This is a genomic window from Brachybacterium sacelli (assembly GCF_017876545.1).
GTDB lineage: Bacteria > Actinomycetota > Actinomycetes > Actinomycetales > Dermabacteraceae > Brachybacterium > Brachybacterium sacelli.
In genome coordinates this window covers 852,028-869,138 of sequence record NZ_JAGIOD010000002.1, presented here as the reverse complement: position 1 = coordinate 869,138, position 17,111 = coordinate 852,028, and the positions used below count along the sequence as shown (strand labels likewise).

The following is a 17,111-nucleotide window of genomic DNA, read 5'->3' as shown; positions in this document are numbered from 1 at the left end:
GCGCGACGACCATCCTCGGCCTCGACTGTCCCTGACAGCGAGGTGAGCTACAGGCCCGTCAGACCCTGGCGGGACGGCGACCGCGCGGGCGGATCGTTCCCCCACAGGCCACGACCGCAGAACGCACCGTCTCGTCGCCGATCGCCAGTTCGGCCGCGACCTCTTCGAGCGTCATGCCCTGTTCGTACAATCGCGCAGCCTTCTGGCGCCCGGGCTCATCCAGACCGCGGCGGCGCACCGAGATGCCCGCCTGAGAAGCGAGCCGGTGCACCGTCGTGCGATGTATCCCGAACCGCCGTACCAGCTCATCAACAGGCACATCCTTGGCGTACTCCTCGGCCAGCGCAGCCCGATTCGAGACACTCAAACGGGTTTGAGCCCGGGGTGAATTCTTCGCCACCGGGCCACGTACATCCTCGACAGGCTGACGCTCAGGACGCGACGCCGAGCGCCGCGATCCCCGCAGAACCCGGCGAATCAACGTCACGAGCGGCTTGCGCGGGTTTGAGAACCACCCCGCGAGGTGCACGCCGTCCCCGTCGTGAGGAGCCGTCCGCTTGATGCTGAAGCTCCTCACGATCGGCGCCATCGCCGTGCTACTGGCGCTGCGGCTGCTGCGAGGCAGGTTCGGGGCACGACTGCTGGGAGTCTCCGCGCAGGTGATGACCGTCGTCTATCTCGTCGCCCTGGTGATCACCGGCGTCCTCGCCGGGCTGTTCGAGCAGTGGATCCTGCTCGGCGTGGTGGTGCTCCTGCTCGTGATCAGCGGTCTCGAGGAGCTGCGTCGCCGGGACCGGCGGAGGGCGGACGTCGCCCCGCCCCGGCGCTGACGTCTCCTGCTGCGGGTGCGCCGACCTGCAGATGCTCCCAGACCCTTCCTGCGCTGCCCATCACCTCGCGCGCCTGCTCCGCCGCGACATCGGGCAGGTGGAAGGCGCCGCTGCCGCCCGCGGAGGTCGCGACCACCGTGCCCAGCCCGGAGCGCCGCTGGAACGGGCTGCGGGTGAGGTTCCAACCGAGCACCCCCTCCCGGTCCATCACATCCGTGCGGCGGAAGAGGGAGCCCTTGCGCAGCACGACATGGCGCTCGGTGACCAGGTGGCCGAGCCCGCGGGCGTTGTCGAGGGCGAGCACCGCGGTGAGCGCGGCCAGCACCAGGACGGTGAGGACCGGGATCCACCACAGCGAGGGGCGGAGGAGCGCAGGGATCACGGCCGGGACGGTGCCGGCCGCGGTGAGCATCCCGGCGCGCAGGAACCTCTTGCGCCGGGCCGCCGGCGGATGGGAGCTCAGCTCCTCCGGCAGTGCGGCACCGAGCACCGTCGCCGCCACGCCCGCGCCGACGGCTCGCGGGGAGGCGGGCACCAGCGCCGGGGACTGTGCGTTCTTCTGGTCCCCCTCGGGGGCCTTCACTCCCACCGCGATGACGTCGAGCCGGGCCCCGCCGACGCGCCGCAGCCCGAGCGGCTCGTGCAGCGTGAGCCCTCGCAGCCGGTCCCCGTCGAACACGGTGGAGCGGCTGACGAGCAGGCCGCGGTGCAGGTCGAGGGAGGCGTCCCGGTGACGTCCGAGCCGGTAGCCCCACCAGCCCTCGACATAGAGCGCGAGCGTGGCCACGGCCCCGAGGACCACCGCTCCCAGGATCAGCGCCGGGATCAGCAGGATCAGGGGGAATGCACCGAAGGTCTGCGCGATCCAGGCGATCAGCGCGGGCACCGCGGCGAACCAGTCGAAGACCTGGAACACGGCGCCGTAGGCGGCCACACCGATCGCGCCGGTGGTCAGCGACACCGGCGCATATCTCAGCCACCCCCAGTCGATCGTGGCCAGGGTGCCGGTCTCGGCGGTGGCCCGCTCCCCCAGCAGCTCGATCCGGAGTGCGTCGGCGACGGCGCGGTCGAGCGCCTGGAGGTGGAAGCGCTCCCCGCCCCCGTCGGCGGTCGCGAGCTTGACCTCCGCGATGCCGAGGCGACGCTGGAACAGGTCGGCGGACAGCTCGACGTTGCGGATCCGGTCGCGCGCCAGCGAGGTGCGGGAGCTGCCGAGGAAGCGCACGCGCCGTTCGATGCGGGTGCCGTCGAGCCGGTAGGTGGTGGTTCGCAGGCGGATCCATTCGACCAGGGCGACGAGCGCGCTGAGCACCGTGACGCCGCCGCCGACCCAGAGCAGCACCCAACCCGGGCCGACGCCGAGCAGCAGCATGCCGATCGCCACCACCACGCCGATCCCGAGCAGCACGGCGGCGAGGACGAGGACGGACGCCAGGATCGTGCGCACGTCCAGGCGCTGCCAGGGCTGCTCGGAGGCGGGAGGGACGTCAGGTGCCGGGATCGGGGCCGACGCACTCATGTCGCGTCCTCGTCGTCGGCCTCCGTCAGATGGGTGAACCGCTGCACCAGCTCCGTCGCCAGCTCCGCGTCGAGCGCGCTGATGCGCACGGCGCCGCGCGCCGAGGCCGTGGACACCGAGATGGTGGCCAGGCCGAAGGAACGCTGCAGCGGCCCGCGGTCCATGTCGACGGTCTGGATGCGGGACAGGGGCGCCGCGCGCCACTCCTCCCACAACAGTCCGGTACGGCTGTAGAGCGCGTCATCGGTCGCCTCCCAACGGTGGATGCGCCACCGCACCCGGGGCACCACCAGGGCGAGGGGCACGGCGAGCACGAGCAGCACCAGCGCCGCCCCCAGCAGCCACCAGCGAGCCGGTTCGATGAGGAGACCGAGCAGGGCGAGCACGAGGACGGGAAGGGCGGCCCACAGCGCGGTCTGGGTCGCCCACCAGGCGCGACACCGGGAATCGACGTGATCCCGGGGCGGGCGCAGACCGAAGCCCGCGGCATGCGCCTCCGCCTCGGCGGGCTCCGGTAGGCCGTGGCCGGTGCCGGGCTTCGCAGACGGGTCCGGAGTCTCGGGGGCGGACGGCGAGGTCATGGGGCCTCTCGATCGACGGCGGGCCGACGGATGATCCTCATAACCTACCGGGCGCGCGGTCTCGTCGCGAGGGCCGCGCCCGGTCCCGGTGCGTGCTCAGAGTCCTCGGCTGTGCTGGGAGGAGGACTCGTTCCAGTCGAGGATCCAGTCGGGCACCCGCAGACTCTCCGGGATCGGGCCGGCGAGGTCCAGCACCTCCGGGATGTCCACCGAGCCGCCCGTGCGCCGCAGAAAGCGGGCCCGGATGATGGCGTCGGCATGGACCACGTCGCCGACGCGGAAGACCTGCTCCATGTAGATCCAGCGGTCGTCGTGCCCGATCACCCGCGACGAGAGGTCGAAGCGCTGCCCCAACGTCAGCGAGCGGCGGTAGGTGATCGACTGCCCGGCGATCACGGGATACCAGCCCTTCCCGGTCACCCGCTTCCAGAAGCCGGAACGGATCATGAGGTCCATCCGGCCGAGGTCCATCAGCGTGAGGTAGCGACCGTTGTTCATGTGGCGCTGCACATCGAGGTCGAGGGGATTCACGCGGAAGCGGACGCGGGAGGTGTCCCACATGCTCAGGCGACTTCGGAATCGCACCCTGATCATGACGACGAGCAGACGGAGGTACAAGTTCACGGCGACTCCTCCCCCGGGCTCCTCGACGAACCCAGATGACCCCATGGTAACCACGAGCGCTCGCGCGCGATTGCTCCGATCTCAGCCACTTTCTGCCCGGAACTGGCTGAGATCCCGACACAACTCAGCACCAGCGCCCTCGGCCGCCACGAGCGAGCTCCGGAACCGTGGCCGTGTTCCCGCGATACTGTGGTCCGGTGACTTCCAGCTCCTCCCGCGCCCTCAACGACCGCATCATCTGGGTCGACTGCGAGATGACCGGCCTCGACAAACAGCGTGACGCGCTCGTCGAGATCGCCGTGCTCGTGACCGACGCCGATCTGAACATCCTGGGTGACGGTGTCGACGTCGTCATCAAGCCGCCGGCGGAGTCGCTGGAGGGCATGGACCCCTTCGTGGTCAACATGCACACCGTCTCCGGCCTCCTCGAGGAGCTCGACGGGGGCATGACCCTCGAGCAGGCGCAGGAGCAGTGCCTGGCCTACGTGCGCGAGTTCTGCCCCGAGCCGGGAAAGGCCCCCCTCGCGGGCAACAGCGTGGGCACCGACCGGGTGTTCCTGGACCGCGACGTCCCCGAGTTCGCGAGCTGGCTGTCCTACCGCACCATCGACGTCTCCAGCCTCAAGGAGCTCGCCAAGCGCTGGTTCCCGCGGGTGTACTACAACATCCCCGCCAAGCACGGCGGCCACCGTGCGCTGGCCGACATCCAGGAGTCCATCCAGGAGCTGAAGTACTACCGCGAGGTGCTGCTGGTCACCGAGCCCGGGCCCACCACCGCCCAGGCGCAGGCTGCCTCGCGCACCTTCGAGCTCGCCCCGGAGGCGACGCCCGTGGGCAGCACCCCGGCCCCGGCTCCGCACGTGCCCTGGCTCGATCGCGCCTCACACCGCCGCTGGCTCGAGGGCGAGGGGGACGAGCTGCTCGTGTTCGGCTCCGAGTCCGTCCGGGCCGATGGCGGCTTCGCCTGGCTCGACGAGAACGGCGCCCCGGATCTCTCACGCCCCTCGGAGCTGTGGATCACCTGCCGGATGACGCACAGCTTCGCGCTCGGCCACCTGCTGGGACGTCCGGACTTCGGCCGCTTCGCCGATCACGGCATCGCCTCGCTGCGCGGGGTGTTCCTCGATCAGGAGCACGGCGGCTGGTTCGCCTCGGTCGCGGCGGGCCAGCCGGTCGACGACTCGAAGCAGGCCTACGCGCACGCCTTCGTGGTGCTCGCCGCCTCCTCGGCGCTCGCCGCGGGCCGACCGGGAGCCGCGGAGCTGCTCGAAGAGGCATTGACGGTGCTGGATGAGAAGTTCTTCGACGAGGACGCCGGCATGAGCGTCGACACCTTCGATCGCGCCTTCTCCACCTGCGAGGAGTATCGCGGGATCAACGCCAACATGCACACGGTCGAAGCGCTGCTGGCCGCCGCCGACGTGACCGGGCAGCGCCGCTGGCTCGATCGCGCGGTGGGGATCATGACCCGCGCGATCGACGAGTTCGCCCGCGGCAACGATTGGGCCCTTCCCGAGCACTTCGACACCGACTGGAACCCGCTGCTGGAGTACAACCGCGACGAGCCCACTCACCCGTTCCGCCCCTACGGCGCCACGATCGGGCACTGGATCGAGTGGGCGCGCCTGGTGCTGCACGGCCGGGCCGCGCTGATCTCGGTCGAGGGCGAGGCCCCGGAGTGGATGCTCGAGGCGGCCACCGCGCTGATGGAGAAGGCCGCGGCCACCTTCGGGGCCGACGGTGCACCCGGCTTCGCCTACACCGTGGACTGGGACGGCACCCCCGTGGCGCGTGAGCGCATGCACTGGGTCGCCGCCGAGGCCGTCGGTGCGGCCGCAGTGATGCACCAGGTGACCGGGGAGCGGGTGTGGGCCGAACGCTACGAGCAGTGGTGGGAGTACATCTCCACCTACCTGTTGGACCCCGGGACCGGCTCCTGGTTCCACGAGCTCGACGCCGACAACGAGCCGCAGGGCGTGACCTGGCCGGGCAAGCCGGACATCTACCACGCCTTCCAGGCGACGCTCATCCCGCGCCTGCCGGTGACTCCGACCCTGGCGGCGGCACTGCGCGACGGGCTGCTCGACCAGGACCTCTGAGCCCGAAGGGCGGAACGCCCTCGCCGCGCGGTCCCCGAGAGCCGGTCCGCCCGGTCGGTGGGATCAGTCCTCGAGGCGGTCGACGGCGGCCTCGAGCCGCTCGACCTTGCCGTCGAGCTCCCCGCTGTGGCCGGGTCGGAGGTCCGCCTTGAGCACGAGGGAGACGCGCGAGCCGTAGCGCCCCGCTTCGGCCGTCGCGCGCTTGACGACGTCCATGACCTGATCCCACTCCCCCTCGACCTCGGTGAACATCGAGGAGGTGCGGGTGGGCAGGCCGGACTCGCGCACGATGCGCACGGCGGCGGCGACCGCGTCGTGGACGCTGGCGGCATCCGCGCCGTCCTCGAGCGTGCGCACGAGCGCGGGGTCGGAGGGCTCACCGGTGGGCTGGAGGGAGAAAGCGGCGATCATGCCCCCAGTCTCCACCCTCGTCCGCGTGCGGTGACAGATGCAACGCGTATCACACCCTCACCGACCGCTGCCGAGGCGAGAACAGCGAGCGGAGACGGTATGGTTGTCTCTCGTTGCGGGTCGCGATCCGCACATGGTGGTCGTAGCTCAGTTGGTAGAGCTCCTGGTTGTGGTCCAGGCGGTCGCGGGTTCAAATCCCGTCGATCACCCCGACGTCCTGAGCCGCGGCATCGTCGACAGACGATGCCGCGGCTCAGGACTTTCTGCGTGGGTACTCGCCTCGTGCGTCGTGCGGGGATGCAGTCTCCCTCACCGCGTCAGTGCTCCTGCACGGATCTCGCAGTCGGCCCGATGCGCCGAGCGCGAGATCACCGCACGGCGATCGAGCGACGACATCCGCGGATCTGATCATGCCCTGGTGGCGGGCCAGGGCCGGCCCCCGCCCGGCGCCGGCTCGGACCGCGCCTGGTCTACCCATGGTCAAACGCGCCGCGCGGGGATACCGTGAGGTGGCCCACGGTGAGCTCGGGAGGATGCCATGGCACAGTTGCCGGATCGTGCAGACATCGTCGTCATCGGAGCCGGGGTGGTCGGCAATGCCGCCGTCAGCCACCTGGCCGATCTGGGATGGCGCAGCATCGTCCAGATCGACAAGGGTCCCCTGCCGGACCCGGGCGGTTCGACGGGCCACGCCTCGAACTTCGTCTTCCCCGTCGACCACTCCAAGGAGATCACCGATCTCACGGTGGACTCCCTGCGGCAGTACGAGGAACTCGGGGTGCTCTCGCAGTGCGGCGGCATCGAGGTCGCCCGCAGCCCGGAGCGGATGCAGGAGCTGACGCGACGGATGAGCTCCGCGAAGGCTTTCGGCGTGGAGGCGCATCTGCTCTCGCCCGCCGAGATCCAGCAGCTCGTCCCGTACTGCGACGCGAGCCTGCTGATCGGCGGATTCCACACACCCACGGGGGCGATCGTCGACCCGATCCGCGCAGGGGAGCTGATGCGCCGACGGGCCGAGGAGGCCGGGGCACTGACCACCTGCCCAGAGACCGAGGTGCTCGACCTCGTGGTCGAGGACGGGCGGATCCGCCGTGTGCGCACCGACGCCGGGGAGATCGAGGCGGAGATCGTCGTCGTCGCCTGCGGCGTATGGAGCCCTCGGGTCGCGGCCCTGGCCGGTGCGACGATCCCCCTGACGCCGGCAGTGCACCAGATGATCGACGTCGGCCCCATCCCGCAGCTGGAACGCACCGAGGAGTGGATCAGCTTCCCGCTGCTGCGCGACATGGACTGCCTGATGTACGAGCGCCAGCGCGGCCCCGATCTGGAGATCGGTTCCTACGCGCACCGGCCGCTGCTGCACCATCCCGACGAGATCCCGCCGGTGGGGAACCATCCCGGGCAGTCGACACCGACCAGCTTCCCCTTCACCGAGGACGACTTCGCGCTGCAGATGCAGCAGGCCCGGCAGATGTTCCCGGAGCTGCTCACCGATCCGGAGCCGCCGCGCAAGGAGGCGCTGAACGGTCTGCTCTCGCTGACGCCCGACGGCAATGCCGTGGTCGGCGAGATGCCGGAGGTGGGCGGGCTGTGGTCCGCCGCCGCCGTCTGGATCAAGGAGGCCGCCGGGGTCGGGCGCATGCTCGCCGAGCTGATCACCGACGGGGCCAGCGAGATCGACCCGCACGGCTCCGACATCGCCCGTTTCCATCCCGCCCTGCGCAGCCCTTCCCACGTGCGGGCACGTGCCGCCGAGGGGTTCCCCAAGGTCTACGGGATCACCCACCCGCGCGAGCAGTGGCTCTCGGACCGCCCGCTGCGCACGAGTCCCTTCCACCCCCGCACCGAGGCGCTGGGGGCGCAGTACTTCGAGGCGGCCGGCTGGGAGCGGCCGCAGTGGTACGAGTCCAACGCCGATCTGCTCCAGGAGTACGGCTCGCGCCTGACCGAGCGTCCGGCCGAATGGGACCGTCGCTGGTGGTCACCGATCATCGAGGCCGAGCACCTGGCGATGCGCGACCGGGTCGCGATGATCGATCTGGGCGCCTTCGCCGTCTTCGACGTGCACGGGCCCGGAGCAGTGGCCTACCTCGAGCAGCTGGCGATGGCTCGCATCGACGTGCGCGTCGGCCGCGTGGTCTACACACCGCTGCTGACGCCGGTGGGCACCTTCCGCTCGGACCTCACGATCGTGCGCCGCGGGGCGGAGGACTTCCGGGTCATCACCGGCGGCGCGGAGGGCGCCCGGGACCTGGCCTGGTTCCGCGCTCACCTGCCCGGGGACGGCTCGGTCCAGCTGACCGATGCGAGCTCCGCCGTCTCCACCCTCGGCGTCTGGGGGCCACGCGCCCGCGATCTGCTGGAACGGGTCACCGAACACGACCTCTCGCACGAGGCCTTCGGTTTCGGTTCCGCCCAGGACGTGCAGCTGGGCTCCGTGCCCGCCTCACTGCTGCGGATCTCCTACGTCGGCGAGCTCGGCTGGGAGATCCACGTGCCCACCGAGCACGGCCTGCGCGTGTGGGACGTGCTCTGGGGCAGCGGCCAGGACCTGGGCCTGATCGCCGCCGGCATCGGGGTCTACGGCACCACGGGCCGGCTCGAGAAGGGCTACCGCCTGATGGGTGCCGAGCTCACCGCCGAGTACGACCCGGTCGAGGCCGACCTCGCGCTGCCGAAGGTCAAGACGCCCGGCTTCGTCGGCAAGCAGGCCTACCTCGCCGCCCGAGCCGCGGATCCGGCGGCGCTGCTGTGCACGCTGACGGTCGAGCCGGCCACCGACGGAGCCGACGCGGACGCGCCGCGCTGCATGACCGGCGGCGAACCGGTCCTGACCACGGAGGGCGAACCGATCCTCGATGCGAAGGGCCGACGCTCCTACGTCACGTCGGCCGGCCCGGCCCCGTCGCTGGGCTCCTACCTCGTGATGGCCTACCTGCCCCCGCAGCTCGCGGCCGAGGGCACGAGGCTGTCGGTGGAGTACCTCGGCCGGCCGCACCCCGTGACGGTGCTGACCACGGGACGCACCCCCGCCTTCGATCCGCAGGACCTGCGGATGAAGGGCTGAGACCCGCGGCCCTCACCCAGGGGGTCGGCCTCGCCGCCGGGCCGTCCGCTCAGAGGGCGATCTCGGCGCGGTGCCCGAGTCGGCGCGAGATCTCTTCGGCCGCCCGGATCAGCACCTCGGCAGCCACCGGGAGCTCCTCGGGTCCGAGCCGGTAGGCCGGCCCCGCGACCGACACCGCGGCGACGACGCGCCCCTCCGGCCCGCGGATCGGGGCGGCCACGGCGTTGAGTCCCTGCTCGAACTCCTCGACCGCCTCGGCCCAGCCCCGCTCCCGGGACTCGTCGAACAGACGGCGCAGCGCGTCGGCATCCGTGACGGTGGCGTCGGTGAACCGTTCCCGCGGCGTCTCGAGCACGGCGTCGAGCTCCGCCTCCGCCAGGTGGGCCATGAGCATCTTCCCGCTCGAGGTGGCGTGCAGGACCGTCCGGTTCCCCACCCAGTTGTGCAGAGCGACCGTCCGGGTGCCCTGCGCCTGATAGACGTTCACGGCCGCGCCGTCACGCAGGACGGCGACGTTGACGGTCTCGCCCAGCTCCTCGGCGAGCGCGTCGCAGACCGGCCCCGCCTGGGCAGTCATGTCCAGTCCCGACCGGGTGGCCGCCGCCAGGCGCAGCACCCCCATCCCGAGCCTCACCCTGCCGGTGGCGCCGTCCCGCGCGACGAGGTCGTGGGCTTCCAGCGCCCCGATCAGACGGGATGCGGTGGAGCCGTGGACCTCCAGCTCCCGGGCGACCTCGCCGACGCCCGCCGTGCCGTCGCGGGCGAGGATCTCCATCACCCGCGCGGCTCTGTCCACCGATTGCACCGATCCGTTCGTGACCATCCTCCGATGCTACGCCCCTCTTCTCGGTGTTTGCGTATTACGCATCCCATTGCGTAATACGCGCACAGGTGCGAGAGTGGAGTACGGACACGACGTTGGAGGCCACGATGACCGTGAACCAGAATCCCCACGTTCTGCTCTACCCGCGCATCCGCAAATCGCCGTTCTTCTACGCCTCCCGGCGTCACGGCGTGCAGATGTACAGCGTGTACAACCACACCTATCACCCCCGGCACTACGGCGACCCGATCGCCGAGTACTGGGCGCTGCTGGAGGGTGTCACCCTCTGGGACGTCGGCGTCGAGCGGCAGATCCAGATCTCCGGACCGGATGCCTTCGACTTCACCAATCTGCTGGTCACCCGCGATCTGAGCAAGTGCAAGGTCGGCCAGTGCAAGTACGTCTTCCTCACCGACCAGCACGGCGGGATCCTCAACGACCCGATCCTGCTGCGGCTGGAGGAGAACCGCTTCTGGCTCTCGCTCGCCGACAGCGACATCCTGCTGTGGGCGCGCGGCGTCGCCACTCACGCCGGTATGGACGTCGACATCCGCGAGGTCGACGTCGGCCCCGTGCAGGTCCAGGGCCCCAAGTCCTACGCCGTGATGCGCGACCTGCTCGGCGACTCGGTGGCGGACATCCGCTACTACTACCTGCACGACTACACAATCGACGGGATCGACGTGACCGTCTCGCGCACGGGGTACACCGGCGAGATCGGCTACGAGATCTACGTCCACAACGCCTCCCAGAACGCCGCGAGGCTCTGGGAGCTGGTGTGGGAGGCCGGGCAGGCCCACGGGATGAAGGTCATCGGACCGTGCCACATCCGCCGGATCGAGGGCGGCATGCTCGCCCACGGCGCCGACATCACGTTCGACACCAATCCCTTCGAGGTCGGCATGGGCTACGACTGGATGGTGGATCTGGACCAGGAGGCCGACTTCATCGGCAAGGAGGCCCTGCGCCGGGTCAAGGCGGAGGGTCCGCGCCGCAAGCTGGTCGGTCTCGAGATCGGCGGGGCGCGGCTGGGCACCTACAACGACGGGTCGATGATCGACCCCTTCCCCGTCCACTACGACGGCGGCGTGGTCGGTCAGGTCACCTCGGCCTGCTGGTCCCCGCGGCTGGAGAAGAACATCGGCCTGGCCCTGGTGGAGGCCGACCTCTCCGCGGTGGGCACGACCTTCTCGGTCGACACGGGCGAGCGCCCCGGCACCCTGCTGCCCTCGGGTGAGGAGCTCGTCGAGGCCGTGGTCGTCCCCAAGCCCTTCATCGACCCGACCAAGGAACAGCCCAAGGGGGACGTGACCGCCCTGGCGGCGGCCGGCCCCTCGGCCGCGACGGGCGCCGCGGGAGGGTGAGGTGACCTCCGCGGCCGATCGTGATCCCCCGGCGGGAGCAACTGAGGCACAGTTCGAGGTCATCCCGCTGAAGGGGATCACGGACCGGGTCGAAGGCCACCTCCCGCCGGGGGCGCGCGTGACCGTGACCGCCTCGCCGGCGCAGGGCCTGGCAGCGACGATCGCGGTGGCGGGCGAGCTGGCGGCGGCGGGCTTCACCGCGATCCCCCATCTCGCGGCGCGCCAGATCCGCGACCGGCACGAAGCGACGGACCTGCTCGAACAGCTCGCCGCAGCCGGGGTGCACGAGGTGTTCGTCATCGCCGGGGACGCGACTCGGCCCGCCGGGGACTACACCGGTTCGCTGGGCCTTCTCGAGGACCTCGCCGCCGCGGCCCCCGGCATCACTCTCGGGATGGGCGCGCATCCCGAGGGACACCCGTTCGTCGACGAGCAGGAGGCGATCCGCCTGGTGCGCGCGAAGGCCGAGCACGCCTCCTATCTCGTCACCCAGATGTGCTTCGAGGCGCCGCCGCTGCTTCAGTGGGTGCGAAGCCTCCGTGAAGCCGGCATCACGCTCCCGATCCGCCCCGGGATCGCGGCCCCGGTGGGCACCGCCCGGCTGCTGCGGATCGGGGCCAAGGTCGGGGTCGGCAGGTCGCTGCGAATGCTCAGCGGCCGAGGCTCCGGGATGCGACGGCTCGTCGGCCCCGGGGAGTGGGACCCCGATGCGCTGCTGGCGGAGCTCGCCCGGGGGCAGGAGGAGTCGGGCCTCGCCCTGGCCGGCCCGCACGTGTACACCTTCAACGATCTGGAGGCCGTGGCCCGCTGGCGAGCCGCCGCCTGAGCACCGACACGGTGCACGGGGGCGTCTCGCGCAGAGAACCCGTGCCCTGCCGGAGAGTCGGGGCGAGCCACCGTCGTGGGGAGCCTCCGCCCCCGAGTCCGCGGGGACGTTCCGCGCGCCCTCAGCCGGATCTGGCATCGTCAGGGGTTCGGATCTCTCCTCGAAGGGCACCACCTGATGGATGATGACGACTCGGTCCAGGCCGACACCTCGGAACGGATGCGCTCACTCGTGCGCGCGCAGCAGGAGCAGCTGACCCGTCCAGGGGTCGATCATGAGCATCTCGCCGCTCAGATGAAGCAGGTCCACGAGGAGTTCGTCCGGCTGCGGATGTACTACCAGTTCGGCATCGACGAGGTGCAGACCAAGGTCAACACCCTGCGCCAGGAGTTCGAGCAGATCCACGACTACTCCCCCATCGAGCACGTGCGCTCGCGGCTGAAGTCCACCGAGAGCCTCGTCGAGAAGGCGGTGCGCACCGGCGGTGACATGACGATCCCAGCCATCCGCGAGCGGGTCCACGACATCGCCGGAGTGCGCATCACCTGCAGCTTCGTCTCGGATGTGTACTGGATCGCGAACATGCTGAGCCGTCAGCCGGATCTCGAGGTGCTCATGACCAAGGACTACATCGCCGCCCCGAAGCCCAACGGGTACCGGTCCCTGCACCTGATCGTGCAGGTGCCGGTGTTCCTGTCCGAGCACACCGAGCACGTCCCGGTCGAGCTGCAGCTGCGCACCATCGCGATGGACTTCTGGGCCAGCACCGAGCACAAGCTCAGTTACAAGTACCGCCGGAACCTGCCCGCGCATCTGCGCGAGGAGCTCGACGACGCCGCGCAGGTCGCAGCAGACCTCGACGCGCGGATGGAGCGGATGCGCTCGGAGATCCGCCCGATGCCCGACGTCGACGACCACCGCCGCGACGAGGCGTCGTCCACGTCGTGACCTCGGGGCGCCGGCCCCGACCGTGCTGTCCGACCTGACCGCCCTGCGCATCCTGCTGGTCGCCTTGTGGACGGCCGGATCGACCGGTCGATCCGGTCGCCCGGGGCGAGGTGGGCGCCCATAATGGCCCCATGAGCAACTCGACGAAGCGTGTGCTGATCACCGGGGCGACGGGCGGCGTCGGCTCCCGCCTGGCCGAGTCACTGCGCGAGGAGTACGACCTCGTCCTCCACGGACGCAGCGCGGACAAGGCCCCGCCCGGCCTCGAGCTGAGGTTCGCGGAGCTGGGCGAGTACGACCAGGTGCTCGCGCTCATGGACGGCGTCGACACCGTGGTCCACCTGGCCGGGGCCGCTTCCCCCGAATCCGGCTGGGACGCGGTGCTGGAAGCCAACATCGTCGGCCAGCGCAACGTGCTCGAGGCCGCCCGCGAGGCGGGAGCGCGGCGGGTGGTGCTCGCCTCCTCGAACCACGCGATGGGCATGTACGACCGCTTCGAGCAGTGGCCCGTCTATCCCGACCAGATCCCCCGCGGCGATTCCCTCTACGGCGTCTCCAAGATCTTCGGGGAGTCCCTCGGACGCTTCTACCACGACCAGTACGGCCTGGACGTCATCGCGCTGCGCATCGGATGGGTCTCGGAGGATCCCCTCGCGGCGCAGGAGGACGTCCTGCGGGCCATGTGGCTGAGCCCGGCCGACTGCACCCGGGTGGTGCGCTGCGCCATCGAGGCCGAGGTGCGCTTCGGCCTGTACTACGCGATCTCGGACAACCCCAATCGCCGCTGGTCCCTGACCAACACCACCCTCGAGCTGGGGTATCGCCCGCAGGACTCCTGGACCGATCTGCCCGGCGCAGCCGAGCACGTGGTCGAGGGCGGGGCCGACGTGCGCGACTCCTGGCCCCAGGGGTCGTGAGCGTCGCGGCGCGCACGACCCGGGTGCTGGTCGCCCTGGCCGTGCTCGCCGCCCTGGTCACAGATGCGGTCGAGTCGGTGCAGGTGGGCCTGCTCGCCCAGAACGTCTCCTACTTCACCAATCAGTCCACCCTGATGTTCGTGGTCCTCGTGACCGCGGGCTCCGCGCTCGTGCCTCGACGGCCGCCATGGAGGGAGGACGTGCGCGGCGCGGTCGTCTTCTACCTGGCGATGACCGGGATCATCTACGCCCTGGTGATCGCGCCGCCGCAGGAGCTGCTGCGGTGGGACATCGGGTGGACCGGGATCGTGCTGCATCGTCTGGCCCCGGTGGTCGCGGTCGCCGACTGGCTGCTGACACCCCGGACCCGGGCCGCCTCCCCGCGACGGATCCTGCTCTGGCAGCTGTACCCTCTCGCCTTCCTCGTACTCACCTGGGCGCGAGGGGCGGTCACGGGCTGGTATCCCTACGACTTCCTGGATCCGACGGTCTCCTCGTGGCCGCAGGTCCTGCTCACCACGGCGGTGATGCTGCTGTCCTTCCTCGTGGTGGCCTCGCTGTTGCACCTGGGCGGCGGCCTGCTGCGGGCGAGGGCGCCCGCACCGCCGGGGGCCGACGGCTCCGTCCACAGCGGCCCGGAGCGGTCAACTCCCCCGGCGTCGCGCCTGCGGGGGTGAGGATCTCGCGCGCGTCAGTCGTGCCCCTCGCCGATCAGTGCCTCCATCTGTACGACGGCCTCGTCGTCACCGATCACCTCCACTTTCTCGCTCTGTCCGGAGGCGTGCTCGAGGGCCAGCCCTCTCCCCCAGGCCCACACGTCCAGGGCGAACGGTGAACCGGACGCCGCGGCCCGCGGGAGGTTCTCGGTCGTCTCTCCGTCCGCGACGAGCCGGCCGACGGGCGCGTCGAACTCCTGGCCGTCGCGCGGGCGCGTCCCGGACCAGCGGCTGATCAGCAGCCGGCGAGGCAGGCCGGCGTCGGCGGTGATCTCGACGAGGGCGACGGGCCTGGTCTCGGCCCACTGGGGGATCCACTCGGAGACCGCCGGCCACATGACCTGCAGCACGTGGTCGAGCCCGTCGTGGGCGACCTGCGGCGGGATCGAGGTGACCGTGCGGCCGGCCGCGAGCTCGGCATCGACGCGGTGGATGGTCGCCTCATGGACCTGCATGCGCCGGATGACCCCCACGGACTGCTCCGCCGAGTACCAGAACCAGGCAGGCTCCTCGTCGTCGCGGGCCTCGAGCTGGGCGACCAGCGCCTCGGTCGCTGCGGCGCGGCGCTCCAGCAGCTCATCGAGGCGCTCGGGCCGTGGCGCCGCGGACTCCTCGACCTTCTGGGCCGCCTCCTCGTCGGTGACCCCCTGGGCGAGGATGCCGCCCCAGAACTCGTGGACCTCGGTGAAGTGCCACAGCAGATCGGTGGCCGTCCAGTCCGGGCAGGTGGGGACCTTCTGCTCGGGGTCGGTGGCGGTGAGGGCGGCGGCGAGGAGATCCGCTTCCTCGCGGATGATTCCGAGGGCATCGATGCTCATTGCCCCATCGAAGCACCAGGCCCCGACGGATGGAAGCCCTGGTGCCCTCAGCCCTGCCAGCGCCGCAGGATCTCGGCGGAGTCGGCGAGCTCGGCCTGGCGGTCCGTCACCAGCAGGTCCAGCACGGTGCGCTTGTGCTCAGGTCGTTCGTCGGCCACCGCGTCCTCGGCGATCGTGGCGCGCACGTTGTTCGCGTACGCGTCCCGGGCGGTCTGGGCGATGCAGGCATGGGTGGACACGCCCGCCATCACCACCTGGCGCACGCCGAGGTTGTGCAGGCGCAGCAGCAGATCGGTCCCGAACCAGGCGCTGTCGCGGGTCTTCTCGATCCGGGTCATGTCTTCGGTGTCGAGCTCCTCGATGACCTCGGTCCCGGGTTCACCGTGGAAGAGGAAGCCCTGGTCGTCATCGAGCATGGAGAGCGTCCAGGTCGATCGGTCGCGGCTGTGCTCGGTGGAGATCAGGAAGATCGGCACGCCGCTGCGATGGGCCGCCGCCGTCAGGGTCTCGACGGCGGCGACCACCTCGGCGCGTGCCTCGGCCAGGGACGGGCTCTGGAAGAACGCCTCCTGCAGGTCGATCAGCAGCACGGCGTCGTGGGTTCGTGGGCTCACGGTGTCGGGCTGCCTCCGTTGACGTGCAGGGTCGTTCCGAGCACGTAGCTCGACTCGGGCGAGGTGAGGAAGACGTAGGCCGGGGCGAGCTCCGTGGGCTGGCCGGCGCGGCCCAGCGGGGTGTTCTTGCCGAAGTCGGGCAGCGCCTCCTTCGGTTGGCCGTCCGAGACCTGCAGTGGGGTCCAGATCGGGCCGGGGGCCACGGCGTTCACGCGGATCCCCCGCGGGGCGAGCTGCTGGGCGATCCCCTTGGAGAAGTTGTTGATCGCCGCCTTGGTGGAGGCGTAGTCGATGAGGGTGGTGGAGGGCTCGTAGGCCTGGATCGAGGTGGTGTTGACGATCGTGGAGCCGGACGGGAGGTGCTTCAGCGCCGCCTTGGTGATCCGATACATGGCGTGGATGTTCACCTCGTAGGTGGAGGTCCACTGCGCGTCCTCGAGCTCCTCGAGACTCTCGACGGCGATCTGGCGTCCGGCGTTGTTCACCAGGGCGTCCAGGCCCCCGAGCTGCGCGGCCGCGTCGTCGACGAGCTGGCGGCAGAGGTCGGCGTCGGCGAGGTCCCCGGGCAACAGGACCGCCGTGCGCCCGGACCGTTCGATCACCTCGGCCACGTGCTCGGCGTCCTCCTGTTCCTGCGGGAGGTAGTTCATCGCGACGTCGGCGCCCTCGCGGGCGAAGGCGATCGCGACGGCCGCGCCGATCCCCGAGTCGGCACCGGTGATCAGTGCCCGGCGACCCTCGAGGCGTCCGGTGCCGCGGTAGGAGTCCTCGCCACGATCGGTGCCGGGGATGAGCTCGGCGTCGAGGCCGGGTTCGCTCTGGTGCTGCTTCGGCGGAGTGATGTCGGGGAAGCGGGTGACGGGATCGACGAAGGCGAGCTGGTCGACGGATGCCATGGATTCTCTCCTCGGGGTGATCGGGTGGGGCCTGCCGCGGGCGATGGACAGGGACGGC

The 17,111-nt window shown here is 70.8% G+C and carries 17 protein-coding genes and 1 tRNA gene; 9 read left to right on the top strand and 9 right to left on the bottom strand.

The annotated features are described in order from the left end of the window. Positions 1-58: 58 nt before the first annotated feature. On the bottom strand, positions 59-400 hold the full coding sequence (locus tag JOF43_RS18150; protein ID WP_342592229.1) for a helix-turn-helix domain-containing protein: 342 nt from the start codon (positions 398-400) through the stop codon (positions 59-61). A gap of 160 nt (positions 401-560) precedes the next feature. On the opposite strand from JOF43_RS18150, the gene JOF43_RS18145 reads away from it, so the two are divergent. After that, a complete protein-coding gene (locus tag JOF43_RS18145) occupies positions 561-830 on the top strand; it encodes a hypothetical protein (protein WP_245354606.1) in 270 nt (89 codons plus the stop codon). Here the strand turns inward: JOF43_RS18145 and JOF43_RS18140 are convergent. From JOF43_RS18140 to JOF43_RS18130, 3 genes are all read right to left on the bottom strand, one after another. Next, positions 763-2,349 (bottom strand): PH domain-containing protein, encoded by a 1,587-nt coding sequence (locus JOF43_RS18140; RefSeq protein ID WP_209904447.1) that lies wholly within the window; start codon positions 2,347-2,349, stop codon positions 763-765. The genes JOF43_RS18145 and JOF43_RS18140 overlap by 68 nt on opposite strands. Next, positions 2,346-2,930, bottom strand: a complete 585-nt coding sequence (locus tag JOF43_RS18135; protein ID WP_209904446.1) for a PH domain-containing protein — start codon at positions 2,928-2,930, stop codon at positions 2,346-2,348. The genes JOF43_RS18140 and JOF43_RS18135 overlap by 4 nt, the downstream gene beginning before the upstream one ends. Before the next feature lie 96 nt (positions 2,931-3,026). Beyond that, positions 3,027-3,554 carry an acyl-CoA thioesterase gene (locus JOF43_RS18130; RefSeq protein WP_209904445.1) on the bottom strand — a complete coding sequence of 176 codons (528 nt, stop codon included), beginning with the start codon at positions 3,552-3,554 and terminating at the stop codon, positions 3,027-3,029. A 197-nt stretch (positions 3,555-3,751) separates the two neighbouring features. Here JOF43_RS18130 and orn point away from each other — a divergent pair, with 197 nt between their 5' ends. After that, positions 3,752-5,653 carry an oligoribonuclease gene (orn, locus tag JOF43_RS23210; protein ID WP_209904444.1) on the top strand — a complete coding sequence of 634 codons (1,902 nt, stop codon included), beginning with the start codon at positions 3,752-3,754 and terminating at the stop codon, positions 5,651-5,653. Positions 5,654-5,716: 63 nt separating this feature from the next. Here the strand turns inward: orn and JOF43_RS18120 are convergent, their stop codons facing one another. Beyond that, the gene (locus tag JOF43_RS18120) at positions 5,717-6,064 is read right to left on the bottom strand and encodes a thiamine-binding protein (protein WP_209904443.1); all 348 of its coding nucleotides are present in this window, start codon (positions 6,062-6,064) and stop codon (positions 5,717-5,719) included. 136 nt (positions 6,065-6,200) lie between these two features. On the opposite strand from JOF43_RS18120, the gene JOF43_RS18115 reads away from it, so the two are divergent. Further along, positions 6,201-6,273: transfer RNA gene (locus JOF43_RS18115), tRNA-His, on the top strand. 329 nt (positions 6,274-6,602) lie between these two features. Continuing rightward, entirely contained in the window at positions 6,603-9,131 is a 2,529-nt protein-coding gene (locus tag JOF43_RS18110; protein WP_209904442.1) for a GcvT family protein, read from the top strand. Positions 9,132-9,180: 49 nt separating this feature from the next. On the opposite strand, the gene JOF43_RS18105 is transcribed toward JOF43_RS18110, so the two are convergent. Next, positions 9,181-9,954, bottom strand: coding sequence for an IclR family transcriptional regulator (locus JOF43_RS18105; RefSeq protein WP_209904441.1), 774 nt, complete (start codon positions 9,952-9,954; stop codon positions 9,181-9,183). Between the two features lie 107 nt (positions 9,955-10,061). Here JOF43_RS18105 and JOF43_RS18100 point away from each other — a divergent pair, with 107 nt between their 5' ends. The 5 genes from JOF43_RS18100 (at position 10,062) to JOF43_RS18080 (ending at position 14,686) form a co-directional block, all read left to right on the top strand. Then, positions 10,062-11,318 (top strand): glycine cleavage T C-terminal barrel domain-containing protein, encoded by a 1,257-nt coding sequence (locus JOF43_RS18100; RefSeq protein WP_209904440.1) that lies wholly within the window; start codon positions 10,062-10,064, stop codon positions 11,316-11,318. Position 11,319: 1 nt separating this feature from the next. After that, entirely contained in the window at positions 11,320-12,144 is an 825-nt protein-coding gene (locus tag JOF43_RS18095; protein ID WP_209904439.1) for a methylenetetrahydrofolate reductase, read from the top strand. A gap of 177 nt (positions 12,145-12,321) precedes the next feature. Beyond that, positions 12,322-13,092 carry a GTP pyrophosphokinase gene (locus JOF43_RS18090; RefSeq protein ID WP_209904438.1) on the top strand — a complete coding sequence of 257 codons (771 nt, stop codon included), beginning with the start codon at positions 12,322-12,324 and terminating at the stop codon, positions 13,090-13,092. 131 nt (positions 13,093-13,223) lie between these two features. Further along, entirely contained in the window at positions 13,224-14,009 is a 786-nt protein-coding gene (locus JOF43_RS18085; RefSeq protein ID WP_209904437.1) for an NAD-dependent epimerase/dehydratase family protein, read from the top strand. After that, positions 14,006-14,686, top strand: coding sequence for a Pr6Pr family membrane protein (locus tag JOF43_RS18080; protein WP_209904436.1), 681 nt, complete (start codon positions 14,006-14,008; stop codon positions 14,684-14,686). The genes JOF43_RS18085 and JOF43_RS18080 overlap by 4 nt, the downstream gene beginning before the upstream one ends. A 14-nt stretch (positions 14,687-14,700) precedes the next feature. Here the strand turns inward: JOF43_RS18080 and JOF43_RS18075 are convergent, their stop codons facing one another. Genes JOF43_RS18075 through JOF43_RS18065 form a run of 3 tightly spaced genes read right to left on the bottom strand, consistent with a single transcriptional unit; the run spans position 14,701 to position 17,053 of the window. Further along, complete coding sequence (locus tag JOF43_RS18075) at positions 14,701-15,543, bottom strand: maleylpyruvate isomerase family mycothiol-dependent enzyme (RefSeq protein ID WP_209904435.1); 843 nt, start codon at positions 15,541-15,543, stop codon at positions 14,701-14,703. A 47-nt stretch (positions 15,544-15,590) separates the two neighbouring features. Then, positions 15,591-16,157 (bottom strand): cysteine hydrolase family protein, encoded by a 567-nt coding sequence (locus JOF43_RS18070; RefSeq protein WP_209904434.1) that lies wholly within the window; start codon positions 16,155-16,157, stop codon positions 15,591-15,593. Beyond that, positions 16,154-17,053: an SDR family oxidoreductase gene (locus tag JOF43_RS18065; RefSeq protein ID WP_209904433.1), complete on the bottom strand. Its 900-nt coding sequence runs from the start codon at positions 17,051-17,053 to the stop codon at positions 16,154-16,156. The genes JOF43_RS18070 and JOF43_RS18065 overlap by 4 nt, the downstream gene beginning before the upstream one ends. Positions 17,054-17,111: the final 58 nt, after the last annotated feature.